Here is a 23,316-nt window from a genome sequence, read left to right as displayed (position 1 = left end):
GCGCCGCATCTGCACCCCTTCGGACTGCCTGGTCGCAGCTGTCCGCGGTGTCGTGGGCCCATCATAGGAATGCGCATCGCGCCGTGTGATGACCCAGGGGTGGTGAATCGGAACAAGACTCCAGTTCACTGCGGCTTTCGCCCCGTTTGGGCAGGGGTTCGGCCGGCTCCGTGCCCACCGAACCCCCGCCCGTCGGCCGTCGGCCCGCCGCTTCCCCTCCATCGGCCGGTGCACGCAGCGGGGTGAGCGCCCCGCTTTCCGGCGCTATTTCTCGTCCGGCGTCCGCGGCGGACTGACCGTCGTGCGCGGCTGACGCCGCTGGGAGGAGGTGCGCACGATCAGCTCGGTCGGTATCACCTGCTCGACCGGCTGGTCGGACTCCACGCCCTCGATCGCGTCGATGAGGAGCTGGATCACCGCGGTGCCGATGCGGCGGGGCTTCAGGGAGAGCGTGGTGATGGGCGGCTCGGTGCTGGCGTACACCATGGACTCGCTGCAGCACACGAGCAGCAGGTCGTCGGGGACGCGGAGCCCGTAGCGGCGGGCGGCGGCCAGCAAGTCGGTGCCGTTGGGGTCGAACAGGCCGTAGACCGCGTCCGGCCGGTCGGGGCGGGCGAGCAGCCGGTCGGCGGCGACGGCGCCCGCGCACGGGTCGTGCGCCGGGTAGGCCTCGTAGACAGGGTCCTGGCCGACCCGCTCGCACCAGCGCAGGTAGGCGGTGGTCGACAGGTGGGTGTACGTGTCCGTCGTCGTGCCCGTGAGCAGACCGATGCGGCGGGCGCCGGCGTCGGCGAGATGGTCGAGGATGCCGAGGACGGCGGCCTCGTGGTCGTTGTCGACCCAGGCGGTGACCGGCAGTGAGCCGGCCGGGCGGCCGTCGGAGACGACCGGCAGTCCCTGCCGGACCAGCTCGCTGACCACCGGGTCCTGATCGGACGGGTCGATGACGACGGTGCCGTCGAGGGCGACGTTGGACCACACGTCGTGGCGGGAGGTGGCGGGCAGGATGACGAGGGCGTAGCCGCGGGCGAGCGCGGCCGAGGTGGCGGCCCGTGCCATCTCGGCGAAGTACGCGAACTCCGTGAAGGTGAAAGGTTCATCCCCGTACGTCGTCACGGTCAGGCCGATCAGGCCCGACTTACCGGTACGGAGTGTGCGGGCGGCGGCCGAGGGACGGTACCCCAGCCGGTCGGCGACCTCACGGACATGGCGCCGGGTGGCATCCGGGAGCCGGCCCTTGCCGTTGAGTGCGTCGGAGACGGTCGTGATGGAGACCCCGGCGGCGGCGGCCACGTCTCTGATGCCCGCCCGGCCCGGTCGGCTGCCTCGCCGTGAGGTTTCCGCGCGGCTCACCTGGTGCTTCCCTGCTGCTGTCATGGCGAGCCGATAGTAGGGCTCATGTGGTGGGGTAGTGCGGACGCATATGCACGCGTTGACAGGCACGTTTCTGCATGGTCGCGGGGGGTCAACTGCCTTAGAAATAAAGGAAGTTGAACGATCCTGCTGCAGGACGTGACTTGTCGACGCGTATGGACCTGCCAAGTGCCCCATGTCTCGAAGAGGTCTCAACTCACCTGCACGGGTGATGCGCGCCACGGCGTGAGCCACCGGCGCATAGATATATGTACGGCGCGCCCCCTGAAACGTACGCCTTCGTACGGCGATGCCCCGTGATGGCGCCGGGTCGGATGCGGTTCGCGTATTGCAGGCTCGCGACCTGTACGCACCGGGGCCGAATCCTCATAAGGTGAGGAGTATTGGAAGCCGGCGGCGTCGACGGTCCGCCGGTGATCGCGAGGAGGACTGCGGTGAGCGAGACGAGCCCCAAGCTGCGCGCCGAGCTGGAGGGTATCCCCACCTACAAGCCGGGCAAGCCTGCCGCGGCCGACGGGCCGGTCGCCTACAAGCTGTCCTCCAACGAGAACCCCTATCCGCCGCTGCCCGGCGTGATGGAGAGCGTGACGGCGGCCGCCTGCGACTTCAACCGTTACCCGGACATGGCATGCACCGGGCTCATGAACGAGCTGTCCGAGCGCTTCGGCGTCCCGCTGTCCCACCTGGCCACCGGTACCGGCTCCGTGGGCGTCGCCCAGCAGCTCGTCCAGGCCACCAGTGGTCCCGGCGACGAGGTGATCTACGCCTGGCGGTCCTTCGAGGCGTACCCGATCATCACGCAGATCAGCGGCGCCCGGTCGGTGCAGGTGCCGCTCACGCCCGGCGATGTGCACGACCTGGACGCGATGGCGGACGCGATCACCGACCGGACGCGTCTGATCTTCGTCTGCAATCCCAACAACCCGACCGGCACGGTGGTGCGGCGGGCCGAGCTGGAGCGGTTCCTCGACCGGGTGCCCGGCGATGTCCTGGTGGTCCTCGACGAGGCCTACCGCGAGTTCATCCGCGACCCCGAGGTGCCCGACGGCGTCGAGCTGTACCGGAACCGGCCCAACGTCTGCGTCCTGCGCACCTTCTCCAAGGCCTACGGTCTCGCAGGGCTCCGTGTGGGCTTCGCCATCGCCCATGAGCCGGTCGCGGCGGCCCTGCGCAAGACGGCGGTGCCCTTCGGCGTCAGCCAGCTCGCGCAGGAAGCGGCGATCGCCTCGCTGCGGGCCGAGGACGAACTGTTCGGCCGGGTGGGCTCACTGGTGTGCGAGCGCACGCGCGTGGTCGACGCGCTGCGCGCCCAGGGCTGGACGGTGCCGGAGACGCAGGCGAACTTCGTCTGGCTGCGACTGGGGGAGCGCACGGTCGCGTTCGCTCAGGCCTGTGAGCAGCACGGTGTGGTGATCCGGCCGTTCCCGGGCGAGGGTGTGCGGGTGACGGTCGGAGAGACCGAGGCGAACGACATCTTCCTGAAGGTGGCGGAGGCGTTCCACAGGGAGCTGTAGCTCTACTCGTGGATCGGTTCCACACGGATGGGGTCGCCGTCTCGTACGGTCGCCAGAACGCCGGCGTCCCCGTCCAGGCTTCCGAGGACATTGCACGGGCTCGCGAGGCGGCACTCCTCGCCTCGCGAGATCGGCGTGGGGCCGTAGGGGAGGGCGAGGGCGTCGCCGTCCGTCCAGAAGGCCACCGTGCCCGGCTCCACGACCTGCCGGGCGTCCGTTTCACGTGAAACGGAGACACCTGTGTCGAAATAGACCTCCTCGCCCCATGTGCAGGCGCTGGAGACGAGCGGCAGTGCCTTGGCGAGCGCCTGTGCGGTCGGTGTGTCTGCGTCGAGGGTCGCGGTGATGCTGCCCGCGGGCCAGGAAATACGTATCTGCATGGCGCGCAATTCAACAAGATGTTGAAGTCGCCGCCAAGGCCTTGACGGGAAGGCGAAGGGGGGACCCCCCGCGGGTTGCCGAAAATCAGTGCGTCATAATAGCTTGTGAATGTGAACGCGTTCACAAGCGCGTCCCGATTGTCCTGTATGTGCGCGATGAACAGGGCAAACCGCCGCTGTACCACGGCGTAGTAAGGAGAGTGACGACGTGGACCTGGCTCTGGCGCCGGAGACACTGGCGCGCTGGCAGTTCGGCATCACCACCGTCTACCACTTCCTGTTCGTCCCGCTGACCATCTCCCTGGCCGCGCTCACGGCCGGGCTGCAGACGGCCTGGGTGCGTACGGAGAAGGAGAAGTACCTCAGGGCGACGAAGTTCTGGGGCAAGCTCTTCCTGATCAACATCGCCATGGGCGTGGTCACCGGCATCGTGCAGGAGTTCCAGTTCGGCATGAACTGGTCCGACTACTCACGCTTCGTCGGTGACATCTTCGGCGCACCCCTCGCCTTCGAGGCGCTGATCGCGTTCTTCTTCGAGTCCACCTTCATCGGCCTGTGGATCTTCGGCTGGGACAAGCTGCCCAAGAAGATCCACCTGGCCTGCATCTGGATGGTCTCGATCGGCACGATCCTGTCGGCCTACTTCATCCTCGCGGCCAACTCCTGGATGCAGCACCCGGTCGGCTACAAGATCGACAAGGCGAAGGGCCGTGCCGAGCTGACCGACTTCTGGGCCGTGCTGACCCAGAACACCGCGCTCAGCCAGGCCTTCCACACCCTGTCGGCGGCCTTCCTGACCGGCGGCGCCTTCATGGTGGGCATCGCCGCCTACCACCTGGCCCGCAAGAAGCACATCCGCGAGATGAAGACCTCGCTGCGGCTGGGCCTCGTCACCGTGGCCATCGCCGGTCTGCTCACCGCGGTCAGCGGCGATACCCTCGGCAAGGTCATGTTCAAGCAGCAGCCGATGAAGATGGCGGCGGCCGAGGCCCTGTGGGACGGGCAGAAGCCGGCACCCTTCTCGATCTTCGCCTACGGCGACGTGGAGAAGGGCCACAACACCGTCGCGATCGAGGTACCCGGCCTGCTCTCCTTCCTGGCCGACGACGACTTCACCTCGTACGTCCCCGGTATCAACGACGTCAACAAGGCCGAGCAGCAGAAGTTCGGGCCCGGCGACTACCGGCCCAACATCCCGGTCGCCTTCTGGGGCTTCCGCTGGATGATCGGGTTCGGCATGGCCTCCTTCGCCATCGGCCTGGCCGGGCTGTGGCTGACCCGCAAGAAGTTCATGCTGCCGCAGCACCTGCGGGTCGGTGAGGACGAAGTGCCGCATCTGGTGCTGTTCAGGAACAAGGCGCTGAGCGCGAAGCTCACCCCCTGGTACTGGCGCATCGCGACCTGGACCCTGGCCTTCCCACTGATCGCCAACTCCTGGGGCTGGATCTTCACCGAGATGGGCCGCCAGCCGTGGGCCGTCTACGGCGTCCTGCAGACCCGGCACGCGGTCTCCCCCGGTGTCTCCCAGGGTGAGGTCCTCACCTCGATGATCGTCTTCGCCTCGTTGTACGCGATCCTCGCCGTGGTCGAGGTCAAGCTGCTCGCGAAGTACATCAAGGCCGGCCCGCCCGAGCTGACCGAGGCCGACCTCAACCCGCCCACGAAGATCGGCGGCGACACGCGTGACGCCGACAAGCCGATGGCCTTCTCGTACTAGGCCGGGGGAACAGTCATGGAACTTCACGACGTCTGGTTCGTCCTGATCGCCGTCCTGTGGACCGGCTACTTCTTCCTGGAGGGGTTCGACTTCGGGGTCGGTATCCTCACCAAGCTCCTGGCCCGCAACCGGCCGGAGCGACGGGTGCTGATCAACACCATCGGACCCGTCTGGGACGGCAACGAGGTGTGGCTGCTCACGGCCGGCGGTGCGACCTTCGCCGCGTTCCCGGAGTGGTACGCCACCCTCTTCTCCGGCTTCTATCTGCCGCTGTTGGTCATCCTGGTCTGCCTGATCGTCCGGGGCGTCGCCTTCGAGTACCGGGCGAAGCGGCCCGAGGAGAACTGGCAGCGCAACTGGGAGACGGCGATCTTCTGGACCTCGCTGATCCCGGCGTTCCTGTGGGGCGTGGCCTTCGGGAACATCGTGCGGGGCGTGAAGATCAACCAGCATTTCGAGTACGTCGGTACCGTCTGGGACCTGCTCAACCCCTATGCCCTGCTCGGCGGTCTGGTGACGCTCACGCTGTTCACCTTCCACGGAGCGGTCTTCACCGCGCTCAAGACCGTGGGAGACATCCGGGTACGGGCCCGGGCGCTGGCTCTGCGGGTCGGGCTCGTCACGGCCGTCGTGGCGCTCGGCTTCCTGCTGTGGACACAGGCCCACAGCGGAGACAGCAAGAGCCTGGTGGCCCTCGTGGTGGCGGTCGCCGCCCTGGTGGCCGCTCTGGTGGCCAACCAGTTCGGGCGTGAGGGATGGGCGTTCGCGCTGTCCGGAGTCACCATCGTGGCCGCGGTGGCGATGCTCTTCCTGTCGCTCTTCCCGAATGTCATGCCGTCCACCCTCAACGGCGACTGGAGTCTGACGGTCACCAACGCCTCGTCGAGCGCCTACACCCTGAAGATCATGACGTGGCTGGCGGCCATTGCCACGCCCCTCGTACTGCTCTACCAGGGCTGGACCTACTGGGTCTTCCGCAAGCGGATCGGCACGCAGCACATCGCTCCCGAAGCTGCGGCCGGCGCCGCGCACTGAGTCCGTCGAGGGGGTGTTTCACGTGAAACACCCCCTCTGGGCCGAAGGGCACGTTTCACGTGAAACCAATCGATCCACGCCTGCTGAAGTACGCCCGCACCACCCGGCTCTTCCTCGTGGCGGTCGTCGGACTGGGAGCCGTCGGCGCGGGGCTGGTCATCACCCAGGCGATGCTCATCGCCGAGGTCGTCGTCGGTGCGTTCCAGCACGGGCAGTCCGTTGCTGGACTACGCACTCCCCTCCTGTTGTTGGCTGCCGTGGCCGTCGGTCGGTCGGGTGTCGCGTGGCTCACCGAACTCGCCGCCCACCGGGCGAGCGCGGCGGTGAAGTCCGAACTGCGGGGGCGGCTCCTGGACCGGACTTCGGCGCTCGGCCCGGGGTGGCTGGCCGGACAGCGCACCGGTTCGCTGGTGACTCTGGCCACGCGTGGGGTCGACGCCCTCGACGACTACTTCTCGCGCTACCTGCCGCAGTTGGGGCTTGCGGTGGTCGTACCGGTGGCGGTACTGGCCCGGATCGTCACCGAGGACTGGGTGTCGGCGGCGATCATCGTCGGCACTCTGCCTCTCATTCCGCTCTTCATGATGCTGATCGGCTGGGCGACCCAGTCGCGGATGGACCGGCAGTGGCGGCTGTTGTCCCGGCTGTCCGGGCACTTCCTGGACGTGGTCGCCGGACTGCCCACGCTCAAGGTCTTCGGCCGCGCCAAGGCCCAGGCCGAGTCCATCCGGCGCATCACGGGCGAGTACCGCCAGGCCACGCTGCGGACCCTGCGGATCGCCTTCCTCTCCTCCTTCGCGCTGGAGTTGCTCGCCACACTGTCGGTCGCCCTGGTCGCGGTGACGGTCGGCATGCGGCTCGTGCACGGCGACATGGATCTGTACATCGGTCTGGTGATCCTGGTGCTGGCGCCCGAGGCGTATCTCCCATTGCGGCAGGTCGGTGCGCAGTACCACGCGGCGGCCGAGGGTCTTGCCGCTGCGGAGGAGATCTTCACGGTGCTGCAGACGCCGGTTCCGGCGTCGGGTACCAGTGCGGTGCCTGCGGGCGCGCTGGCCTTCGAGGGTGTCAAGGTTCGCTACCCGGGACGCTCCGCGGACGCCGTGACGGAGGTGTCGTTCACCGTCGAGCCCGGTGAGACGGTCGCGTTGGTGGGGCCGAGCGGAGCGGGCAAGTCGACGCTGTTGAACGTGCTGCTCGGGTTTGTCGAGCCCACTGGGGGGCGGGTGCGGGTCGGGGGAGCCGACCTCGTGGACCTCGACCTGGAGGAGTGGCGGTCGCGGATCGCCTGGGTGCCGCAGCGGCCGCATCTGTATGCCGGCACCATCGCGGAGAACGTACGGCTGGCCCGGCCCGACGCGGACGACGTCGCCGTACGCCGGGCGCTGCGGGATGCCGGGGCGCTGGAGTTCGTGGACGCGTTGCCCGAGGGGGCCGGGACCGTGCTCGGGGAGGACGGCGCCGGGCTGTCGGCTGGGCAGCGGCAGCGGTTGGCTCTGGCCCGGGCCTTTCTCGCCGATCGGCCTGTGCTGTTGCTGGACGAGCCGACGGCTGCGCTGGACGGGGGGACGGAGGCGGAGGTCGTCGCGGCGGTGCGGAGGCTGGCCGCCGGGCGGACGGTGTTGCTGGTGGTGCACCGTCCGGCGTTGCTGGACGTTGCCGACCGGGTGGTGCGGCTGGAGAGCGTGGACTTGCCTGCTGCCCGGTCCGGCAGTGAGCCCGCCAGGGGACTCCGTCCCTTGGACCTCCAACCCGCCGTCCGGCTCGATGGGTTGGAGAGTGACCCTTCGGCCTCCGGGCTCGCTCGGTGGGAAAGCAGCTCCTCAGCTCCCGAGTTCGCTCGGCAGGAGCGCGGACCGCAGGGCTTCCCGGCTCCGGGGCCGGCAGGCGCGGCGGCAGAGGCGACTACTGGGCGGGATCGGCGTGGACTCGGGTGGGTTCGTGCGCTGGCTGGGCCCTGGCGGGGCCGGCTGGTGCTGGCGTTGGTGCTCGGAAGCCTTGCGCTGGGTAGTGCCGTCGGGTTGATGGCGACGTCCGGGTGGCTCATCTCGCGGGCGTCGCAGCAGCCACCGGTGCTGTATCTGATGGTGGCCGTGACGGCCACGCGGGCGTTCGGGATCGGGCGGGCCGTCTTCCGGTATGCCGAGCGGCTGGTGTCCCACGACGCCGTGCTGCGGATGCTGGCCGACACCAGGGTCGCGGTCTACCGGCGTCTGGAGCGGCTCGCACCGGCTGGGCTGCGCACAGCCCGGCGCGGTGATCTGCTCACCCGCCTGGTCGCGGACGTCGACGAGCTCCAGGACTACTGGCTGCGCTGGCTGCTGCCCGCGTCGGTCGCCGTCGTCGTCTCCGCCGCCTCCGTCGGCTTCACGGCCTGGCTGCTGCCCGAGGCCGGCGCCGTCCTCGCGGCGGGGCTCCTGGCGGCCGGCGTCGGCGTGCCGTTCGTCACCGCGAGCGTGGCCCGCCGGACCGAGCGGCGGCTGGCCCCGGCTCGGGGCGCCCTCGCCACCCGCGTCGCCGACCTGCTCACCGGCACTGCCGAGCTGACCGTCGCCGGTGCGCTGCCCGGCCGTAAGGACGCGGCCCGGCGAGCCGACGGCGCCCTCACCCGGATCGCCTCGCGCGCCGCCGCCGCGACCGCGCTCGGCGACGGGCTCACCGCGCTGATCTCCGGCCTGACCGTCACGGCGACCGCGCTGGTCGGCGCTCAGGCGGTGGCGGCGGGCCGGCTCGGCGGCGTGGCGATGGCCGTGGTCGTCCTCACTCCGCTGGCCGCCTTCGAGGCCGTGCTCGGGCTGCCGCTGGCCGTGCGCCACCGGCAGCGGGTGCGGCGGAGCGCGGAGCGGGTGCACGAGGTGCTGGAGGCTCCGGAGCCCGTGCGCGAGCCCGAACGGCCTCGGCAGGCGCCCGTCTCGCCGTTCCCTGTGGTGGTCAAGGGGCTGGCGGCGCGGTACCAGGGGCAGCAGAACGAGGCGCTGGCCGGGTTCGAGCTCACGCTGCGAGAGGGGCGACGGGTCGCCGTGGTCGGGGCGTCCGGCTCCGGCAAGACGACCCTGGCGCAGGTACTGCTGCGTTTCCTCGACCCGCTGGAGGGCTCGTACACGCTCGCCGGTGTGGACGCCTGCGCCCTGGCCGGTAACGACGTACGGCGGCTCGTCGGACTGTGTGCGCAGGACGCGCATCTCTTCGACAGCTCGGTGCGCGAGAACCTGCTGCTGGCCAGGAAGGACGCCACCGAAGCCGACCTGCGCCGGGCGCTTGACCGGGCCCGGCTGCTGGACTGGGTGGACGGGCTGCCCGACGGCCTGGACACGCTCGTCGGCGAGCACGGGGCGCGGCTGTCGGGCGGTCAGCGGCAGCGGCTGGCGTTGGCCCGCGCGCTGCTGGCCGACTTCCCCGTCCTGGTCCTCGACGAGCCCGCCGAGCATCTGGATCTGCCGACGGCAGACGCGCTGACCGCCGATCTGCTGGCCGCCACTCAGGGCCGCACGACGCTGTTGATCACCCATCGGCTGGCGGGGCTGGAGGCGGTGGACGAGGTGGTCGTGCTCGACGCGGGCCGGGTGGTGCAGCGGGGGACGTACGCGGAACTGGCCGCGGTGGACGGGCCGCTGCGGGCGATGGTCCAGCGGGAGGCGGAGGCCGAGTCGCTGGTGGGGGCGCGGTGAGGGAGCCAGTGAGAAAGTCACCGAGGCGGCCACCAGCGGCTGCTCGGTGAGGGGCTAGCCGCGCCGCGCGAGGAGTTGTTCGATCACGACCGCCACCCCGTCCTCGTTGTTGGCGACCGTACGGCCCGACGCGGCGGCGATGACGTCCGGGTGGGCGTTGCCCATCGCGTACGACTGGCCGGCCCAGGTCAGCATCTCGACGTCGTTGGGCATGTCACCGAAGGCGACGACCTCCTCGTGGGAGATGCCGCGCTCGGCGCAGCACAGGGCGAGGGTGCTGGCCTTGGACACGTCGGGGCCGCTCAGTTCCAGCAGGGCGCTGGGACTGGAGCGGGTGACGTTGGCATGGCGGCCGATCGCGATCCGGGCGAGGGTCAGGAAGGCGTCCGGGTCGAGTTCCGGGTGGTAGGCCAGGATCTTGAGCACGGGCTGGTCGGCGTCTGGGCCGTCGGGGGCGAGGAGCCGCTCGGCGGGCAGGAGGTTGTCCGGTATCTCCATGTGCAGCTTGGGATAGTTCGGTTCCTGGTGGAAGCCGTAGGTCTGCTCGATCGCGAACACCGTGCCGGGTGCCGCCTCGCGCAGCAGCCGTACGGCGTCCAGGGCGTTCCCGCGGGCCAGTTCGCGCACCTTCACGAAGCGGTGGGCGCCGGGGCCGCCGTGCAGGTCGACCACGGCGGCGCCGTTGCCGCAGATCGCCAGGCCGTGGCCGTGGACATGGTCGCTGACGACGTCCATCCAGCGGGCCGGGCGGCCGGTGACGAAGAAGACCTCGATGCCGGCCTCCTCCGCGGCGGCCAGCGCGGCGACCGTGCGCGGGGAGACCGACTTGTCGTCGCGCAGCAGGGTGCCGTCGAGGTCGGTGGCGATCAGCCGCGGCCGTACGGCGGCGGCGGACGGGGTCCCGGACTGTCTGGTCGCTGAGGTCACCCGGCCATTCTCGCGCATATGCCCGCACGGCCGTGCGGAACTGCGCACAGATGAGACACAGATGACGCCCAGCCCTGAGGCGGCCCGGATCAGCCCAGTTGGGCGGCGGCCTCCATGGCGATCTGCTCGAAGACCTTCTGGTCCGCGGCGAAGTCGGAGTCCGGGATGGGCCAGTGGACCACGATCTCGGTGAAGCCCAGCTCCTGGTGCCGGCCGGCGAAGTCGACGAACGCGTCCAGGGACTGCAGCGGCCGGGCGCGGTCCGGGGTGAAACCCGTGAGCAGGATCTTGTCCAGGCCGGTGATGTCCCGCCCGGCGTCCGCGCAGGCCTCGGTCAGCTTGGCCATCTGCCCGCGCAGGGCCTCGACGGACTGCTCCGGGGTGCCCGTCTCGTACAGCTTCGGGTCGCCCGTGGTCACCCAGGCCTGGCCGTGTCGCGCGGCGAGCTTGAGGCCGCGTGGCCCGGTGGCCGCCACCGCGAAGGGCAGCCGGGGCCGCTGCACACAGCCCGGGATGTTCCGCGCCTCGTGTGCGGAGTAGAAGCGGCCCTCGTACGAGACCGCGTCCTCGCTCAGCAGCCGGTCCAGCAGGGGCACGAACTCGGCGAGCCGGTCGGCGCGCTCGCGCGGGCTCCACGGCTCCTGGCCGAGTGCGGTGGCGTCGAAGCCGGTGCCGCCGGCGCCGATACCGAGAGTGATCCGGCCGCCGGAGATGTCGTCGAGGGAGATCAGCTCCTTGGCGAGGGTCACCGGATGCCGGAAGTTCGGCGAGGTCACCAGCGTGCCGAGGCGCAGACGCTCGGTGGCGGCAGCGGCGGCGGTCAGTGTCGGGACCGCGCCGAACCACGGGCCGTCACGGAAGCTGCGCCAGGACAGGTGGTCGTAGGTGTACGCGGTGTGGAAGCCGAGCTGCTCGGCCCGCACCCAGGCCGAACGGCCGCCCTCGCTCCAGCGGCGGTACGGCAGGATCACGGTGCTCAGTCGCAGACTCATGCGTCCGAGAGTAAGCGGCCCCCTGACGACGGACGAAACGGTCACCGTACGCGGCTGCTCAGCCACGGACTGAGCAGGGCCATCGGGACGTACTCCTTGTGCGTGCGGTCGCCGGGCAGCGGGACGACCAGGCGGTAGCCGGGCGGGAAGCGGCGCGCCGTGACATGGGCGAGGCCCTCGAAGACGGAGCGGAGGAAGGCGGGCACGTCGTCGCGGGGGACGTCGGGGCACTCGATGCCCTCGACGGTGATCAGCGCGTCATCCTCCGGGTAGAGCCGCACGCTCACCCGGGGCACGCCCCCGAACTCGACGTACGCCTCGTGCGGCAGGGAGCCGTCGGGGTCGGTGGTCACGCCGATGCCCGCGGCGCTGCGGCGGGAGGTCTGGTCGGCGCCGATGTCGTGGGTCACCTCGATCTCACGCGCGTAGTGGGCGGCGAGGGCGCGCAGCACGGTGACGGCGGCCTCGGTGGTCGGCAGGTGCCCGTTCGAGTGGTCCATACCACCGATCATGAGCGCAGTCGGGTGCCGGTGTCAGCGGGGCCGGGAAACCGCAGGTAACGCGGCGGTACGGCCCGGGTCAGCCAGACCCCGTTGGCGCTGACGTGGAAGACGTGGCCGTCGCGGTGCATGGCGCCGGCGTCCACCGTGAGGATCACGGGGCGGCCGCGTCGTGATCCGACCCGGGTTGCGGTCTCGCGGTCGGCGGAGAGGTGGACGTCGTGCCGGTTCATGGGCTTGAGTCCGTCCGCCCGGATCGCGTCCAGGTTGCGGGCGACGGTTCCGTGGTAGAGGTACGGGGGCGGGGTCGCCGGGGGCAGGCCGAGGTCGATCTCGATGCTGTGGCCCTGGCTGGCGCGGATCCGGTCGCCCTCGATCGCGAAGCGTTGTTTGTCGTTGGTGGTCACCACGTGGTCCAGTTCCTCGCGCGTGAACCGGAAGCCGTGGGCGGCGGCCGCCGTGATCAGCGTGTCGATCTCCACCCAGCCACCGGGATCCAGGGTGAGCCCGATGCGCTCCGGCTGGTGGCGCAGGTGCTTGGAGAGGTACTTCGACACCTTCACGGTGCGTCTTTCGTCGTGCGCTTCGTCCATGCGTCCAGCGTGCGGGAGAGACGCGCGTCACGCAGGTTTTTTTATTCGCAGGTTTGGTCCACAACCAAGTGCGGTTATCCACAGGTAAGTTGGCGATACTGTGGACAAGTGGGGGTCGGATCAAGCCGATTCGTCAACATCCCTGCCGCACAAGGCGTCTGAAGCCAGGACGTCCAAGGCACGTGCACCCACCTCGCGTTTGGCGGCCAGCGCGATGAACTCGGAAACGCGTTCTCGGCCAACGAGCCGTTCCACAGCGGCGACCGTCGCAGCCGGGAGAGCGACGGAACGGGAGCCGGAAGTCGATTCCACCGGCTTCTCGGCGCCCAGGTGGGTACGCAGGTGGCGGGTCGCCAACGAGCGCATGGCGCGGGCCAGTTCGGCGCTCATCGTCTGCTGCGCCAGGGGACGCAGTCGGCGCACGAGTGAGGCGGCTTCCGCCGCGTGCGCGTCCGTGCGGAGCCCGGGATCGCCGAGATAGCCGGCGAAGACGTACTCGGTGGTGAACTCCAGGAACCGGGCGGCGATGTGCTCGACCTGGGCCCTCAACTCCCTCAGGTGGTCCGAGATCGCGGACAGCGGTACGCCGGCGGCGTGCAACTCAACGGCGGCGGACAGCTCTTGGGGGCTCGGTACGAGAAACGTCTCGGCGTCGCCCTCGATCCGCTCCAGCACGCCGAGTTCGACCGCCTCGGTCACGGCGTCGTCGTCGGGGGCGCCGCCGAAGCGGGCGTCCAGTTCGGCGCGGGTGATGCGGTCGGGGCGCTCGTCCGTCCAGGGCCCTTCCACCTCGTTGACCAGACCGAGGACGCCGCCCAGGCCACGACCGGTGTCCCAGGCGTCCAGCAACTCCTTGATGGAGGCCAGGGTGTAGCCGCGGTCGAGGAGATGGGCGATCTGGTGGAGCCGGGTCACGTGCGCCTCGGAGTAGAGGTTCGCCCGGCCCCGGCGTTCGGGGCGGCGGAGCAGACCGCGGTCCTGGTAGGCGCGGATGGTTCTCACGGTGGTGCGAGTGCGGTGGGCCAGGTCCTCTAGGCGATAGGCACTTCGGGGTGGTGGGTCGGTCATGTCCGGGTCCCTCGCTGACGAGTCCACGAGCACCCCGCGAGGGGCGCCGGACCGTGTCCGATGTGCGGCTGCGGCGCGTGGGCGTGACCAGCCACCAGGAAGTCGCGGACGCCCACGCCACGCAACGCGTCGGCGCCGACTACAACTTCGGCTCCACCCGCGCGATGCGCCGCAGCGCGCCCGGCAGCACGCGCGACAGCAGATGCGCGCCCCGCGCCTCCGGTGTCACCGGCACCACTGCCCTGTTGCGGGCCACCGCGTCCAGGATCGCATCGGCGACCTTCTCCGGCGGGTAGTTGCGCAGCCCGTACAAGCGGGCCGAGTTCTTCTGGCGGCGGCGCTCCTCCGTCTCGTCCACGCCGGCGAAGCGGGCCGTGGCGGTGATGTTCGTGTTGACGATGCCGGGGCATATCGCGCTCACCCCGATGCCCTGCCCGGCCAGTTCGGCGCGCAGGCACTCGGAGAGCATCAGCACCGCCGCCTTCGAGGTGCTGTAGGCCGGCAGCGCCCGGGAGGGCTGGAAGGCGGCCGCCGAGGCGGTGTTGACGATGTGGCCGCCCTGGCCGCGCTCGGCCATCCGCGCGCCGAAGACGCGGCAGCCGTGGATCACACCCCACAGATTGACATCCAGGACCTTGCGCCAGTCGTCGGTCGTGGTGGCGAAGAACGAGCCCGACAGGCCGATGCCCGCGTTGTTGACCAGCACGTCCAGCACGCCGTACTCGCGGTGCACCTTCTCGGCGAGCTTCTCCATCGCCTGTTCGTCGGAGACGTCGGCCGTCTCCGCCCAGGCCTCGGGCGCGCCGACCAGCCTGGACAGTTCGGCGGTGCGCGCGGCGGCCTCGGCGTCGCGGTCGACGGCCACCACGCGCGCGCCGGCCTCCGCGAACGCGAACGCCGTGGCCCGTCCGATGCCGCTGCCGGCTCCGGTGATCAGCACCAACTGTCCGCCGAACCGGTCGGCGTGGCGGCCGGTGGCCTTCGGCTCGGGACGGCCGCCGTCCACGGACGTGATGAAATCCTCGATCCAGGAAACGAGTTGGTCGGGCCGCGTGCGCGGGACCCAGTGCTTGGCCGGCAGCGTGCGGCGGGTCAGCCGCGGCACCCACTGCTCCAGGTCGTCGTAGAGGCGCTCCGAGAGGAACGCGTCCCCCTGGGGCGTGACGAGCTGCACGGGCGCGTGCGCGTACGCGTCGGGGCGCGGCCTGGTCAGCCGGGCGCGGACGTTGTCCCGGTACAGCCAGGCGCCGTGCGCCGCGTCGGAGGGCAGGGAGGAGGTCGGGTAGTCGCCGCCGGGGACCTTCTCGACCCGCTCCAGGATCCTCGGCCAGCGCCTGCCGAGCGGGCCGCGCCAGGCCAGTTCCGGCAGGACCGGCGTGTGCAGCAGGTACACGTACCAGGACTTGGCGCCCTGGCCGAGGAGCTGGCCCACCCGGCGGGGCGTCGGACGCTTCACGCGCGCGTTGATCCAGTGCCCGAAGTGGTCCAGGGACGGGCCGGAGATCGAGGTGAAGGAGGCGATGCGGCCCTCCGTGCGGCCCACCGTGACGAACTCCCACGACTGCACCGAACCCCAGTCGTGGCCGACCAGGTGCACCGGGCGGTCCGGGCTGACCGCGTCCACGACGGCCAGGAAGTCGTCGGTGAGCTTGGGCAGGGTGAAGCCGCCGCGCAGCGGCTTGGGTGCCGTCGAGCGGCCGTGGCCCCGGACGTCGTACAGGACCACGTGGAAGCGGTCGGCGAGGCCGACGGCGACCTCCGACCAGACCTCCTTGCTGTCCGGGTAGCCGTGCACCAGCACCACCGTCGGCGCCCCCGGATCGCCCAGTTCGGCCACGCACAGCTCGACCCCGCCGGTCGCCACCCGGCGCTCCCGCGCACCTTTCAGCGTCACTTGTCCTCCGCCCAGCGCCGCACGTGCGGCAGATCGTCGTCCAGCCAGAAGGCGCTCTGTTCGGGATCCTTGGAGTCGGTGACCACGAGGATCTCCTCGAACTTCGCGCCCGTACCCCGGAAGCCGAGGTGCGGTTCGACCGCCCACAGGCCCGGCTGCGGCGGGTGGTCGGAGAAGCGGTACGGCGACCACAGGGGCGACCAGCCCTCGCGGTGGCCGTGCAGCGCGTCGGCGGCCAGGCCCCTGAGGGATTGGGTGCCGAACCCGAAGAGGTGGGGGGAGAAGCGGCGCTGCTTCACCCGGTCCACCTTGTGGGCGATCACGCCGAACGGGTACGCGCGATGCCGGTTGGCGTAGCCCTGGCGGACCATGAGCCGGTCCACGTCCTCGTAGATCTCGCGCAGCGGGCGCCGTTCGCGCACCTCGCGCAGGATCAGCTCGCGGTGCGCCTCCAGGTCGGCCAGCAGCCGGTCCTGTACCGGGTTGACGCCGAGCGAGCCCGAGTAGCCGATGTCCGCCGTGTATCCCTCGTACACCGGTGCCATGTCCAGGATGAACGGCATGCCGGGCTCAAGGGCGCGGTCGGTGGGGAAGAACTGCAGGGGTATGCGGAAGTTGACGAACGCGGTGCGGTCGCCGAACCAGGCGAAGGGGAGGTGGAACCAGTCCCGCACCCCGCGCTCGCGCAGCCACTCGCGCTGCATCCGCGCCGCCTCGCGCTCGGTCACGCCCGGCTCGAGCCGCGCCGCGACCGCCTCCGCGCACTCGTAGGCGAGGCGCTGCACCCGTCTGAACCCCCGCAGCTCCACGGAGAGTTCGCTGCTCACTGCCGTCGTCATGCCGCCCCGTCCCGTCGTGGCGCCGACTCGTCCCGCCGACCCGCCGACTCGTCTGTGGACCGCCGTACTCGTCCGTAACTTGACACTGGTGAATGTGACAGTTGTTAGAGACGGCGTCAATAGGCGGGCCGGAGCACCGGGGACAACTCGGGGTGATCCCTGGGCGGGCCATCCCTTAGGGCCCCGTAATACCTGGGTCTGACGCGAAGACGGCTCTGAGGTCTGACGACCGGCGTGGTCCGGATCACTACCGTCGAAGGCGTGACTGTGATCGCGACCGAAAGCCTGAGCAAGCGGTTCCCCCGGGTGACCGCGCTCGACCGGCTGTCCGTGGACATCGGACCCGGTGTGACCGGACTCGTCGGAGCCAACGGCGCCGGCAAGTCCACCCTGATCAAGATCCTGTTGGGTCTGTCCCCCGCCACGGAGGGCCGCGCCGAGGTGCTCGGCCTCGACGTCGCCACCAAGGGCGGCGCCATCCGCGAGCGCGTCGGCTACATGCCGGAGCACGACTGCCTGCCGCCGGACGTCTCGGCCACCGAGTTCGTCGTCCACATGGCGCGCATGTCCGGCCTGCCGCCCACCGCCGCCCGTGAGCGCACCGCGGACACCCTGCGCCACGTCGGTCTGTACGAGGAGCGCTACCGCCCCATCGGCGGCTACTCGACCGGCATGAAGCAGCGCGTGAAGCTCGCCCAGGCGCTGGTGCACGACCCGCAGCTGGTGTTCCTGGACGAGCCGACCAACGGACTCGACCCGGTCGGCCGGGACGAGATGCTCGCCCTGATCCGCCGCATCCACACCGAGTTCGGCATCTCCGTCCTGGTCACCTCGCACCTGCTGGGCGAACTGGAGCGCACCTGCGACCACGTCGTCGTCATCGACGGCGGCAAACTCCTGCGCTCCAGCTCCACCACCGACTTCACCCAGGCCACCGCCACCCTCGCGATCGAGGTCACCGACAGCGACGCGTACCCCGACGGCACCCGCGCGCTCCGCGACGCGCTGCACGCGCGCGGGGTGGACACTCACCACGACGGCGGCGGGCTGCCCGGTGCCGGACACATCCTGCTGCTCACCGCCCAGGGCGAGGAGACGTACGACCTGATCCGGGACGTCGTCGCCGACCTCGGACTCGGCCTCGTGCGCATGGAGCAGCGCCGGCACCACATCTCCGAGGTGTTCACCAACGACGCCGAGCACAGCGGCGACGAGCAGCGGAAGGAGGCCGTCGGCCATGGCGGTTGAGCACCCCGTGCAGCCCATGACCTCGCCCACGGGCGACCAGACCCGCATCCACGACATCGGCTACCGCGGCTACGACGGCCCGCGCCTCGGCCGGCCCTACGCCCGCCGATCCCTGTACGCGCAGTCCCTGCGCGGCGCGTACGGCCTCGGGCGCTCGGCCAAGTCCAAGGTGCTGCCGATGCTGCTGTTCGCCGTGATGTGCGTGCCCGCGGCCATCATGGTGGCCGTCGTGGTCTTCACCAAGGGGCATGACCTGCCGGTGACCTACACCCGCTACGCGATCATGATGCAGGCCGTGATCAGCCTGTACGTCGCCTCGCAGGCACCCCAGGCGGTCTCCCGCGACCTGCGCTTCAAGACGGTCCCGCTGTACTTCTCGCGGCCCATCGAGACCGCCGACTACGTACGGGCCAAGTTCGCCGCCCTGGCCTCGGCGGTCTTCATCCTGACCGCCGCCCCCCTGGTCGTGATGTACGTGGGCGCGCTGCTGTCCAAGCTGGGCTTTGCCCACCAGACGAAGGAATTCGCCGAGGGACTGGTCTCCGTGGCCCTGCTCTCCCTGCTCTTCGCCGGCATCGGCCTGGTCATCGCCGCCGTCACCCCGCGCCGTGGCTTCGGCATCGCGGCCGTGATCGCCGTCATGACGATCTCCTACGGCGCGGTCTCCACGCTCCAGGCCATCGCCGATGTGCAGAACCACTCCGGCGCCATCCCGTGGATCGGCCTGTTCTCGCCCGTCACGCTCATCGATGGCGTCCAGTCGGCCTTCCTCGGCGCGACCGCCCGCAACCCCGGAGCGGTCGACCCGTCGACCGGCCAGGGCGCGGTCTACGTCCTGGTCGTGCTCGCCCTGATCGCCGGCAGCTACGGCCTGCTGACGCGCCGCTACAAGAAGGTGGGACTGTGACCACGCCCAGCCCGTCCCCCGCCACCACCCTTCCAAGGAACGGGCTGCGCCCATGAGCACTCTCACCATCGACCACGTCTCCCGCTGGTTCGGCAACGTGGTCGCCGTCAACGACATCACCATGACCATCGGCCCCGGCGTCACCGGCCTGCTCGGCCCCAACGGCGCGGGAAAGTCCACCCTGATCAACATGATGGGCGGCTTCCTCGCCCCCTCCACCGGCACCGTCACGCTCGACGGGCAGCCGGTGTGGCGCAACGAGGAGATCTACCGGCACATCGGCATCGTCCCCGAGCGCGAGGCGATGTACGACTTCCTCACCGGCCGCGAGTTCGTCGTCGCCAACGCCGAGTTGCACGGCCTCGGTGACAAGGCGGCGCAGAGGGCGCTCGCCACGGTCGAGATGGAGTACGCGCAGGACCGGAAGATCTCCACGTACTCCAAGGGCATGCGGCAGCGCGTGAAGATGGCGAGCGCGCTGGTCCACGACCCGTCGCTGCTGCTGCTGGACGAGCCGTTCAACGGCATGGACCCGCGCCAGCGCATGCAACTGATGGAGCTGCTGCGGACGATGGGCGACGAGGGCCGCACGGTGCTGTTCTCCTCGCACATCCTCGAAGAGGTCGAACAGCTCGCCCGGCACATCGAGGTCGTCGTCGCGGGCAGGCACGCGGCCAGCGGCGACTTCCGCAAGATCCGCCGGCTGATGACCGACCGCCCGCACCGCTACCTGGTCCGCTCCAGCGACGACCGTGCCCTCGCGGCCGCGCTGATCGCCGACCCCTCGACGGCCGGCATCGAGGTCGACCACACCGAGGGCGCGCTGCGCGTCCAGGCCGTCGACTTCGGCCGCTTCACCACGCTGCTGCCCAAGGTCGCCCGGGACCACGGCATCCGGCTGCTCACGGTCTCGCCGTCCGACGAGTCCCTGGAGTCCGTCTTCTCGTATCTGGTCGCGGCGTAGGAGGCCGAAGATGTACGACCCCACCGTCGCCCGGCTCACCTACCGGGCCCTGCTCGGCCGTCGCCGGGCCCTCATCCTCGGCGCGCTGCCGCTGCTGCTGATCGTGATCTCCGTGGCCGTACGGGCCCTGACGGGAGCGGACGACCAGACCGCGTCCGACGTCCTCGGCGGCTTCGCGCTCGCCACGATGGTGCCGATCATCGGCGTCATCGCGGGCACGGGCGCGATCGGCCCGGAGATCGACGACGGCTCCGTCATCTACCTGCTGTCCAAGCCGCTGAAGCGGCCCGCGATCATCTTCACCAAGCTGATCGTCGCCATCGCCGTCACCATGGTCTTCTCGGCGGTGCCGACCCTGATCGCGGGCCTGATCCTCAACGGCAACGGCCAGCAGGTCGCGGTCGCCTACACGGTCGCCGCGCTGGTGTCCTCCATCGCCTACTCGGCGCTGTTCCTGCTGCTCGGCACGGTCTCCCGGCACGCGGTGGTCTTCGGACTGGTCTACGCGCTGGTCTGGGAGGCGCTGTTCGGCTCACTGGTGCCCGGCGCGCGCACGCTCAGCGTCCAGCAGTGGTCGCTGGCCGTCGCCCACAAGATCGCCGGCGGTGACCTGGTGACCTCGGACGTGGGCCTGCCGACGGCGACCGTGCTGCTGGTGGTGGTGACCGTGCTGGCCACCTGGTACGCCGGGCAGAAGCTGCGGACGCTGAAGCTGGCGGGTGAGGAGTAGGCCTCCGGCGGCTTGACGGGGACTTCACACCGGTCCGGGCACACTGGACAAAGCGGATGGATGGCTAGGAGGCCGTCGATGACAGAGGAGATGCCGGGAAACGACGGGCACGCGCGCTCCGAGGGTGACGTCTGGGATGGTCTGGACGAACTGGTCCTGGACGAGGCCTTCATACGGAGCGCCGAGACCTCCGAGCCGTCCGCGCGGGCCCGGATGCTCGCCGCCCGCTGGCGCGCCGAGGAGCCGGAGCCGCAGCCCTGGCGCTCCGACGAGCCTCCGGCGGGCTGGTTCTTCAGCAGGGCCCGGCGCCGCAGGTGGCGCCGCCGGTAATTCGGTGGCGTTCAACTCGGCGCCGGGGCAGAGTGGTTGTGCCCCATCCGCCGGGATCGTCCCGGCTCCACGATCTGGGAGAGGAGCAGGGCGATGTCCATGCACGGCAGTACGCCCAGCTCCCGACAGGGCGGCCCGAGGCCGGCTCCGGTGTAGTTACCCCACCGTCGAGCTCCGGGAGCTGCCCGGGGCGGCCGCTTCGAGCACGTGAGCGCTCCGCTCGCGTGGGCCGCCTTCCCTGTGGCCCCCACCCAAGGGGGCACCCGTCGCTGGGGTGGCCGGTGAGTCGCGCGACTCGGCGCCGCGAGGCGCTGCCCGCGCCCACCCGTGCCGCCCCAGCGGCAGGTTTCAGCCGGACGGCGACTGCGACTCCCCGAGCCGCACGGCATGCCTCCTACTGCCCCAGCAACCGCTCCAGCACCACCGCGATCCCGTCCTCCTCGTTGGAGGACGTCACCTCGTCCGCCACCGAGCGGAGCGCCTCGTGGGCATTGGCCATGGCCACGCCCCGGGACGCCCAGGCGAACATCGGGATGTCGTTGGGCATGTCGCCGAAGGCGATGGTGTCCGCGGCCTTCAGGCCCATACGGCGGGCGGCCAGGGACAGACCCGTGGCCTTGGACAGGCCCAGCGGGAGAAGTTCCACGATGCCCTCGCCCGCCATCGCCACGCTGACGAAGCCACCGGCGGCCTGCCGGGCGGCCTCCGCCAGCTCGTCGTCGCCCATCGCGGGGTGCTGTATGTAGATCTTGTTGAGGGGGGCCGCCCAGAGGTCGGAGGCGTCCGTGAAGGGGGTCGCCGGGAGGGCGCCCGTGACCGCGTAGCCCGGACCCACCAGCACCTCGCCGTCGAGGCCGTCCCGGCTGGCCGCCAGGTACAGCGGACCCACCTCGGCCTCGATCTTGGCCAGGGCCACGCCCGCCAGCTGCCGGTCCAGGGTGACCGAGGTCAGCAGGCGGTGCGCCCCGGCGTCGTAGACCTGGGCGCCCTGGGCGCAGACGGCCAGGCCGTCATAGCCGAGGTCGTCCAGGATGTGCCTGGTCCACGGGGCCGCGCGGCCGGTGACGACGACATGGGCCGCGCCCGCCGCGGTGGCCGCGGCGAGCGCGTCTCGGGTGCGCTGCGAGACCGACTGGTCGGAGCGCAGGAGCGTTCCGTCCAGGTCGGTCGCGATCAGCCGGTAGGGAAAGCCGGTCACTTGGCGACCGGCTCCAGGACCTCCCGGCCGCCCAGGTAGGGGCGCAGCACCTCGGGGACCCGGACCGAGCCGTCGGCCTGCTGGTGGTTCTCCAGGATCGCCACGATCGTGCGCGGTACGGCGCACAGCGTGCCGTTGAGGGTGGCGAGCGGCTTGACCTGCTTGCCGTCGCGGACGCGGATGGACAGCCGGCGGGACTGGAACTCGGTGCAGTCCGAGGTCGAGGTCAGCTCGCGGTACTTGCCCTGGGTCGGGATCCACGCCTCGCAGTCGTACTTACGGGCCGCGGAGGAGCCGAGGTCGGCGGAGGCGACGTCGATGACGCGGAAGGGCAGCTCCAGCGAGGTCAGCCACTGCTTCTCCCACTCCAGCAGCCGCTGGTGCTCGGCCCGGGAGTCCTCGGGGGCGACGTAGGAGAACATCTCGACCTTGTCGAACTGGTGCACACGGAAGATGCCGCGCGTGTCCTTGCCGTGCGAGCCGGCCTCGCGGCGGAAGCAGGGCGAGAACCCCGCGTACCGCAGCGGCAGCTTGTCGGCGTCGATGATCTCGTCCATGTGGTAGGCCGCCAGCGGGACCTCGGAGGTGCCGACCAGGTAGAGGTCGTCCTTGTCGAGGTGGTAGACGTCCTGCGCGGCCTGGCCGAGGAAGCCGGTGCCGGCCATGGACTGGGGGCGCACCAGCGCCGGGGTGAGCATGGGCGTGAAGCCGGCCGCGGTGGCCTGGGCGATCGCCGCGTTCACCAGGGCCAGCTCCAGCAGGGCGCCGACGCCGGTGAGGAAGTAGAAGCGGGAGCCGGAGACCTTGGCGCCGCGCTCGACGTCGATGGCGCCGAGCAGCTGGCCGAGCTCCAGGTGGTCCTTGGGCTCGAAGCCCTCGGCACCGAAGTCGCGGATCGCGCCGTGGGTCTCCAGCGTGACGAAGTCCTCCTCGCCGCCGACGGGCACGTCGGGGTGGACGAGGTTGCCGAGCTGGAGCAGCAGTTCCTGGGTCTCGGCGTCGGCCGCGTCGCGCTCGGCGTCGGCGGCCTTGACGTCGGCGGCGAGCTGGCTCGCCCGCTTCAGCAGCTCGGCCTTCTCGTCGCCGGTGGCCTTGGGGATCAGCTTGCCGAGCTGCTTCTGCTCGGCTCGCAGCTCGTCGAAGCGGACGCCGGAGGACCTGCGCCGCTCGTCGGCAGACAGGAGGGAGTCGACGAGCGCGACGTCCTCTCCACGGGCGCGCTGGGACGCGCGCACACGGTCGGGGTCCTCACGGAGCAGGCGAAGGTCAATCACGGGGCCAAGGCTACCGGTGCGGGCTTGCCGCTCACGAATCCCTATTCCCAGCGGTTCGGATTTGCCGTCGTTCGCCCGCTTACGCTCCGTTATGGGCGAAATGCGAAACGTGTCAGATCACGTCAAGGAAGAGTGTCTCATTCCCTGGGACGGGGCACGCCTCC

General features: G+C 70.5%; 20 protein-coding genes. 9 read left to right on the top strand and 11 right to left on the bottom strand.

The genetic code is table 11. The features are described from left to right. Positions 1-264 precede the first annotated feature (264 nt). On the bottom strand, positions 265-1,377 hold the full coding sequence (locus AB0D93_RS00770; protein ID WP_362110618.1) for a LacI family DNA-binding transcriptional regulator: 1,113 nt from the start codon (positions 1,375-1,377) through the stop codon (positions 265-267). 431 nt (positions 1,378-1,808) lie between these two features. Between AB0D93_RS00770 and hisC the strand changes: the two genes are divergently transcribed. Continuing rightward, positions 1,809-2,888 (top strand): histidinol-phosphate transaminase, encoded by a 1,080-nt coding sequence (gene hisC / locus AB0D93_RS00765; RefSeq protein WP_362110615.1) that lies wholly within the window; start codon positions 1,809-1,811, stop codon positions 2,886-2,888. 2 nt (positions 2,889-2,890) lie between these two features. On the opposite strand, the gene AB0D93_RS00760 is transcribed toward hisC, so the two are convergent. Continuing rightward, positions 2,891-3,268, bottom strand: a complete 378-nt coding sequence (locus AB0D93_RS00760) for a cyclophilin-like fold protein (RefSeq protein ID WP_362110612.1) — start codon at positions 3,266-3,268, stop codon at positions 2,891-2,893. 208 nt (positions 3,269-3,476) lie between these two features. On the opposite strand from AB0D93_RS00760, the gene AB0D93_RS00755 reads away from it, so the two are divergent. From AB0D93_RS00755 to cydD, 3 genes are read left to right on the top strand one after another with little or no spacing between them, the layout of a single operon-like run. After that, positions 3,477-4,985 carry a cytochrome ubiquinol oxidase subunit I gene (locus AB0D93_RS00755; protein WP_362110609.1) on the top strand — a complete coding sequence of 503 codons (1,509 nt, stop codon included), beginning with the start codon at positions 3,477-3,479 and terminating at the stop codon, positions 4,983-4,985. Positions 4,986-5,000: 15 nt separating this feature from the next. Next, on the top strand, positions 5,001-6,020 hold the full coding sequence (gene cydB, locus AB0D93_RS00750) for a cytochrome d ubiquinol oxidase subunit II (protein ID WP_362110605.1): 1,020 nt from the start codon (positions 5,001-5,003) through the stop codon (positions 6,018-6,020). A gap of 59 nt (positions 6,021-6,079) precedes the next feature. Continuing rightward, positions 6,080-9,688: a thiol reductant ABC exporter subunit CydD gene (gene cydD / locus AB0D93_RS00745; RefSeq protein WP_362110602.1), complete on the top strand. Its 3,609-nt coding sequence runs from the start codon at positions 6,080-6,082 to the stop codon at positions 9,686-9,688. 54 nt (positions 9,689-9,742) lie between these two features. Here cydD and AB0D93_RS00740 read toward each other — a convergent pair whose 3' ends face one another. The 7 genes from AB0D93_RS00740 to AB0D93_RS00710 all read right to left on the bottom strand — a co-directional run bounded on the left by AB0D93_RS00740 (position 9,743) and on the right by AB0D93_RS00710 (position 16,501). After that, positions 9,743-10,633 carry an HAD-IIB family hydrolase gene (locus AB0D93_RS00740; RefSeq protein WP_362110599.1) on the bottom strand — a complete coding sequence of 297 codons (891 nt, stop codon included), beginning with the start codon at positions 10,631-10,633 and terminating at the stop codon, positions 9,743-9,745. Between the two features lie 71 nt (positions 10,634-10,704). Beyond that, a complete protein-coding gene (locus AB0D93_RS00735) occupies positions 10,705-11,607 on the bottom strand; it encodes an LLM class flavin-dependent oxidoreductase (RefSeq protein WP_362110595.1) in 903 nt (300 codons plus the stop codon). 41 nt (positions 11,608-11,648) lie between these two features. After that, on the bottom strand, positions 11,649-12,119 hold the full coding sequence (locus tag AB0D93_RS00730; RefSeq protein WP_362110592.1) for a hypothetical protein: 471 nt from the start codon (positions 12,117-12,119) through the stop codon (positions 11,649-11,651). Further along, the gene (locus tag AB0D93_RS00725; RefSeq protein WP_362110589.1) at positions 12,116-12,700 is read right to left on the bottom strand and encodes an RNA 2'-phosphotransferase; all 585 of its coding nucleotides are present in this window, start codon (positions 12,698-12,700) and stop codon (positions 12,116-12,118) included. The genes AB0D93_RS00730 and AB0D93_RS00725 overlap by 4 nt, the downstream gene beginning before the upstream one ends. A gap of 120 nt (positions 12,701-12,820) precedes the next feature. Further along, entirely contained in the window at positions 12,821-13,768 is a 948-nt protein-coding gene (locus tag AB0D93_RS00720) for a MerR family transcriptional regulator (protein WP_362110586.1), read from the bottom strand. A 139-nt stretch (positions 13,769-13,907) separates the two neighbouring features. Beyond that, positions 13,908-15,662, bottom strand: coding sequence for an SDR family oxidoreductase (locus AB0D93_RS00715; RefSeq protein WP_362110583.1), 1,755 nt, complete (start codon positions 15,660-15,662; stop codon positions 13,908-13,910). Next, positions 15,659-16,501, bottom strand: coding sequence for a M24 family metallopeptidase (locus tag AB0D93_RS00710; RefSeq protein WP_362110580.1), 843 nt, complete (start codon positions 16,499-16,501; stop codon positions 15,659-15,661). The genes AB0D93_RS00715 and AB0D93_RS00710 overlap by 4 nt, the downstream gene beginning before the upstream one ends. A 267-nt stretch (positions 16,502-16,768) precedes the next feature. On the opposite strand from AB0D93_RS00710, the gene AB0D93_RS00705 reads away from it, so the two are divergent. From AB0D93_RS00705 to AB0D93_RS00685, 5 genes are all read left to right on the top strand, one after another. Further along, complete coding sequence (locus tag AB0D93_RS00705; protein WP_362111822.1) at positions 16,769-17,749, top strand: ABC transporter ATP-binding protein; 981 nt, start codon at positions 16,769-16,771, stop codon at positions 17,747-17,749. Further along, positions 17,739-18,656: an ABC transporter permease subunit gene (locus AB0D93_RS00700; RefSeq protein ID WP_362110577.1), complete on the top strand. Its 918-nt coding sequence runs from the start codon at positions 17,739-17,741 to the stop codon at positions 18,654-18,656. The genes AB0D93_RS00705 and AB0D93_RS00700 overlap by 11 nt, the downstream gene beginning before the upstream one ends. Before the next feature lie 52 nt (positions 18,657-18,708). After that, positions 18,709-19,620 (top strand): ABC transporter ATP-binding protein, encoded by a 912-nt coding sequence (locus AB0D93_RS00695; RefSeq protein WP_362110574.1) that lies wholly within the window; start codon positions 18,709-18,711, stop codon positions 19,618-19,620. 10 nt (positions 19,621-19,630) lie between these two features. Then, entirely contained in the window at positions 19,631-20,350 is a 720-nt protein-coding gene (locus tag AB0D93_RS00690) for an ABC transporter permease (RefSeq protein ID WP_362110571.1), read from the top strand. 78 nt (positions 20,351-20,428) lie between these two features. After that, on the top strand, positions 20,429-20,680 hold the full coding sequence (locus AB0D93_RS00685; RefSeq protein ID WP_362110568.1) for a hypothetical protein: 252 nt from the start codon (positions 20,429-20,431) through the stop codon (positions 20,678-20,680). A gap of 394 nt (positions 20,681-21,074) precedes the next feature. On the opposite strand, the gene AB0D93_RS00680 is transcribed toward AB0D93_RS00685, so the two are convergent. Together AB0D93_RS00680 and serS are read right to left on the bottom strand one after the other, a co-directional pair. Continuing rightward, complete coding sequence (locus tag AB0D93_RS00680) at positions 21,075-21,878, bottom strand: Cof-type HAD-IIB family hydrolase (RefSeq protein WP_362110565.1); 804 nt, start codon at positions 21,876-21,878, stop codon at positions 21,075-21,077. Next, the gene (serS, locus tag AB0D93_RS00675) at positions 21,875-23,152 is read right to left on the bottom strand and encodes a serine--tRNA ligase (RefSeq protein WP_362110562.1); all 1,278 of its coding nucleotides are present in this window, start codon (positions 23,150-23,152) and stop codon (positions 21,875-21,877) included. Before serS ends, AB0D93_RS00680 begins: the two co-directional genes overlap by 4 nt. Positions 23,153-23,316: the final 164 nt, after the last annotated feature.

Origin of the sequence: Streptomyces sp. NPDC048191, from assembly GCF_040652655.1 — a bacterium.
Classification (GTDB): domain Bacteria; phylum Actinomycetota; class Actinomycetes; order Streptomycetales; family Streptomycetaceae; genus Streptomyces.
The sequence above is the reverse complement of the archived record's forward strand: the minus strand, read 5'-3'. Positions and strand labels throughout refer to the sequence as shown.

Bases quoted from the DNA above. Each gene is read 5' to 3' on its own strand.
- AB0D93_RS00740 (WP_362110599.1), bottom strand. From the start codon at position 10,633: ATGCGCGAGAATGGCCGGGTGACCTCAGCGACCAGACAGTCCGGGACC.
- AB0D93_RS00725 (WP_362110589.1), bottom strand. From the start codon at position 12,700: ATGGACGAAGCGCACGACGAAAGACGCACCGTGAAGGTGTCGAAGTAC.
- AB0D93_RS00695 (WP_362110574.1), top strand. From the start codon at position 18,709: ATGAGCACTCTCACCATCGACCACGTCTCCCGCTGGTTCGGCAACGTG.
- AB0D93_RS00685 (WP_362110568.1), top strand. From the start codon at position 20,429: ATGACAGAGGAGATGCCGGGAAACGACGGGCACGCGCGCTCCGAGGGT.
- AB0D93_RS00770 (WP_362110618.1), bottom strand. From the start codon at position 1,377: ATGACAGCAGCAGGGAAGCACCAGGTGAGCCGCGCGGAAACCTCACGG.
- AB0D93_RS00730 (WP_362110592.1), bottom strand. From the start codon at position 12,119: ATGATCGGTGGTATGGACCACTCGAACGGGCACCTGCCGACCACCGAG.
- AB0D93_RS00710 (WP_362110580.1), bottom strand. From the start codon at position 16,501: ATGACGACGGCAGTGAGCAGCGAACTCTCCGTGGAGCTGCGGGGGTTC.
- AB0D93_RS00700 (WP_362110577.1), top strand. From the start codon at position 17,739: ATGGCGGTTGAGCACCCCGTGCAGCCCATGACCTCGCCCACGGGCGAC.
- AB0D93_RS00720 (WP_362110586.1), bottom strand. From the start codon at position 13,768: ATGACCGACCCACCACCCCGAAGTGCCTATCGCCTAGAGGACCTGGCC.
- AB0D93_RS00735 (WP_362110595.1), bottom strand. From the start codon at position 11,607: ATGAGTCTGCGACTGAGCACCGTGATCCTGCCGTACCGCCGCTGGAGC.
- AB0D93_RS00760 (WP_362110612.1), bottom strand. From the start codon at position 3,268: ATGCAGATACGTATTTCCTGGCCCGCGGGCAGCATCACCGCGACCCTC.
- AB0D93_RS00690 (WP_362110571.1), top strand. From the start codon at position 19,631: ATGTACGACCCCACCGTCGCCCGGCTCACCTACCGGGCCCTGCTCGGC.
- cydB (WP_362110605.1), top strand. From the start codon at position 5,001: ATGGAACTTCACGACGTCTGGTTCGTCCTGATCGCCGTCCTGTGGACC.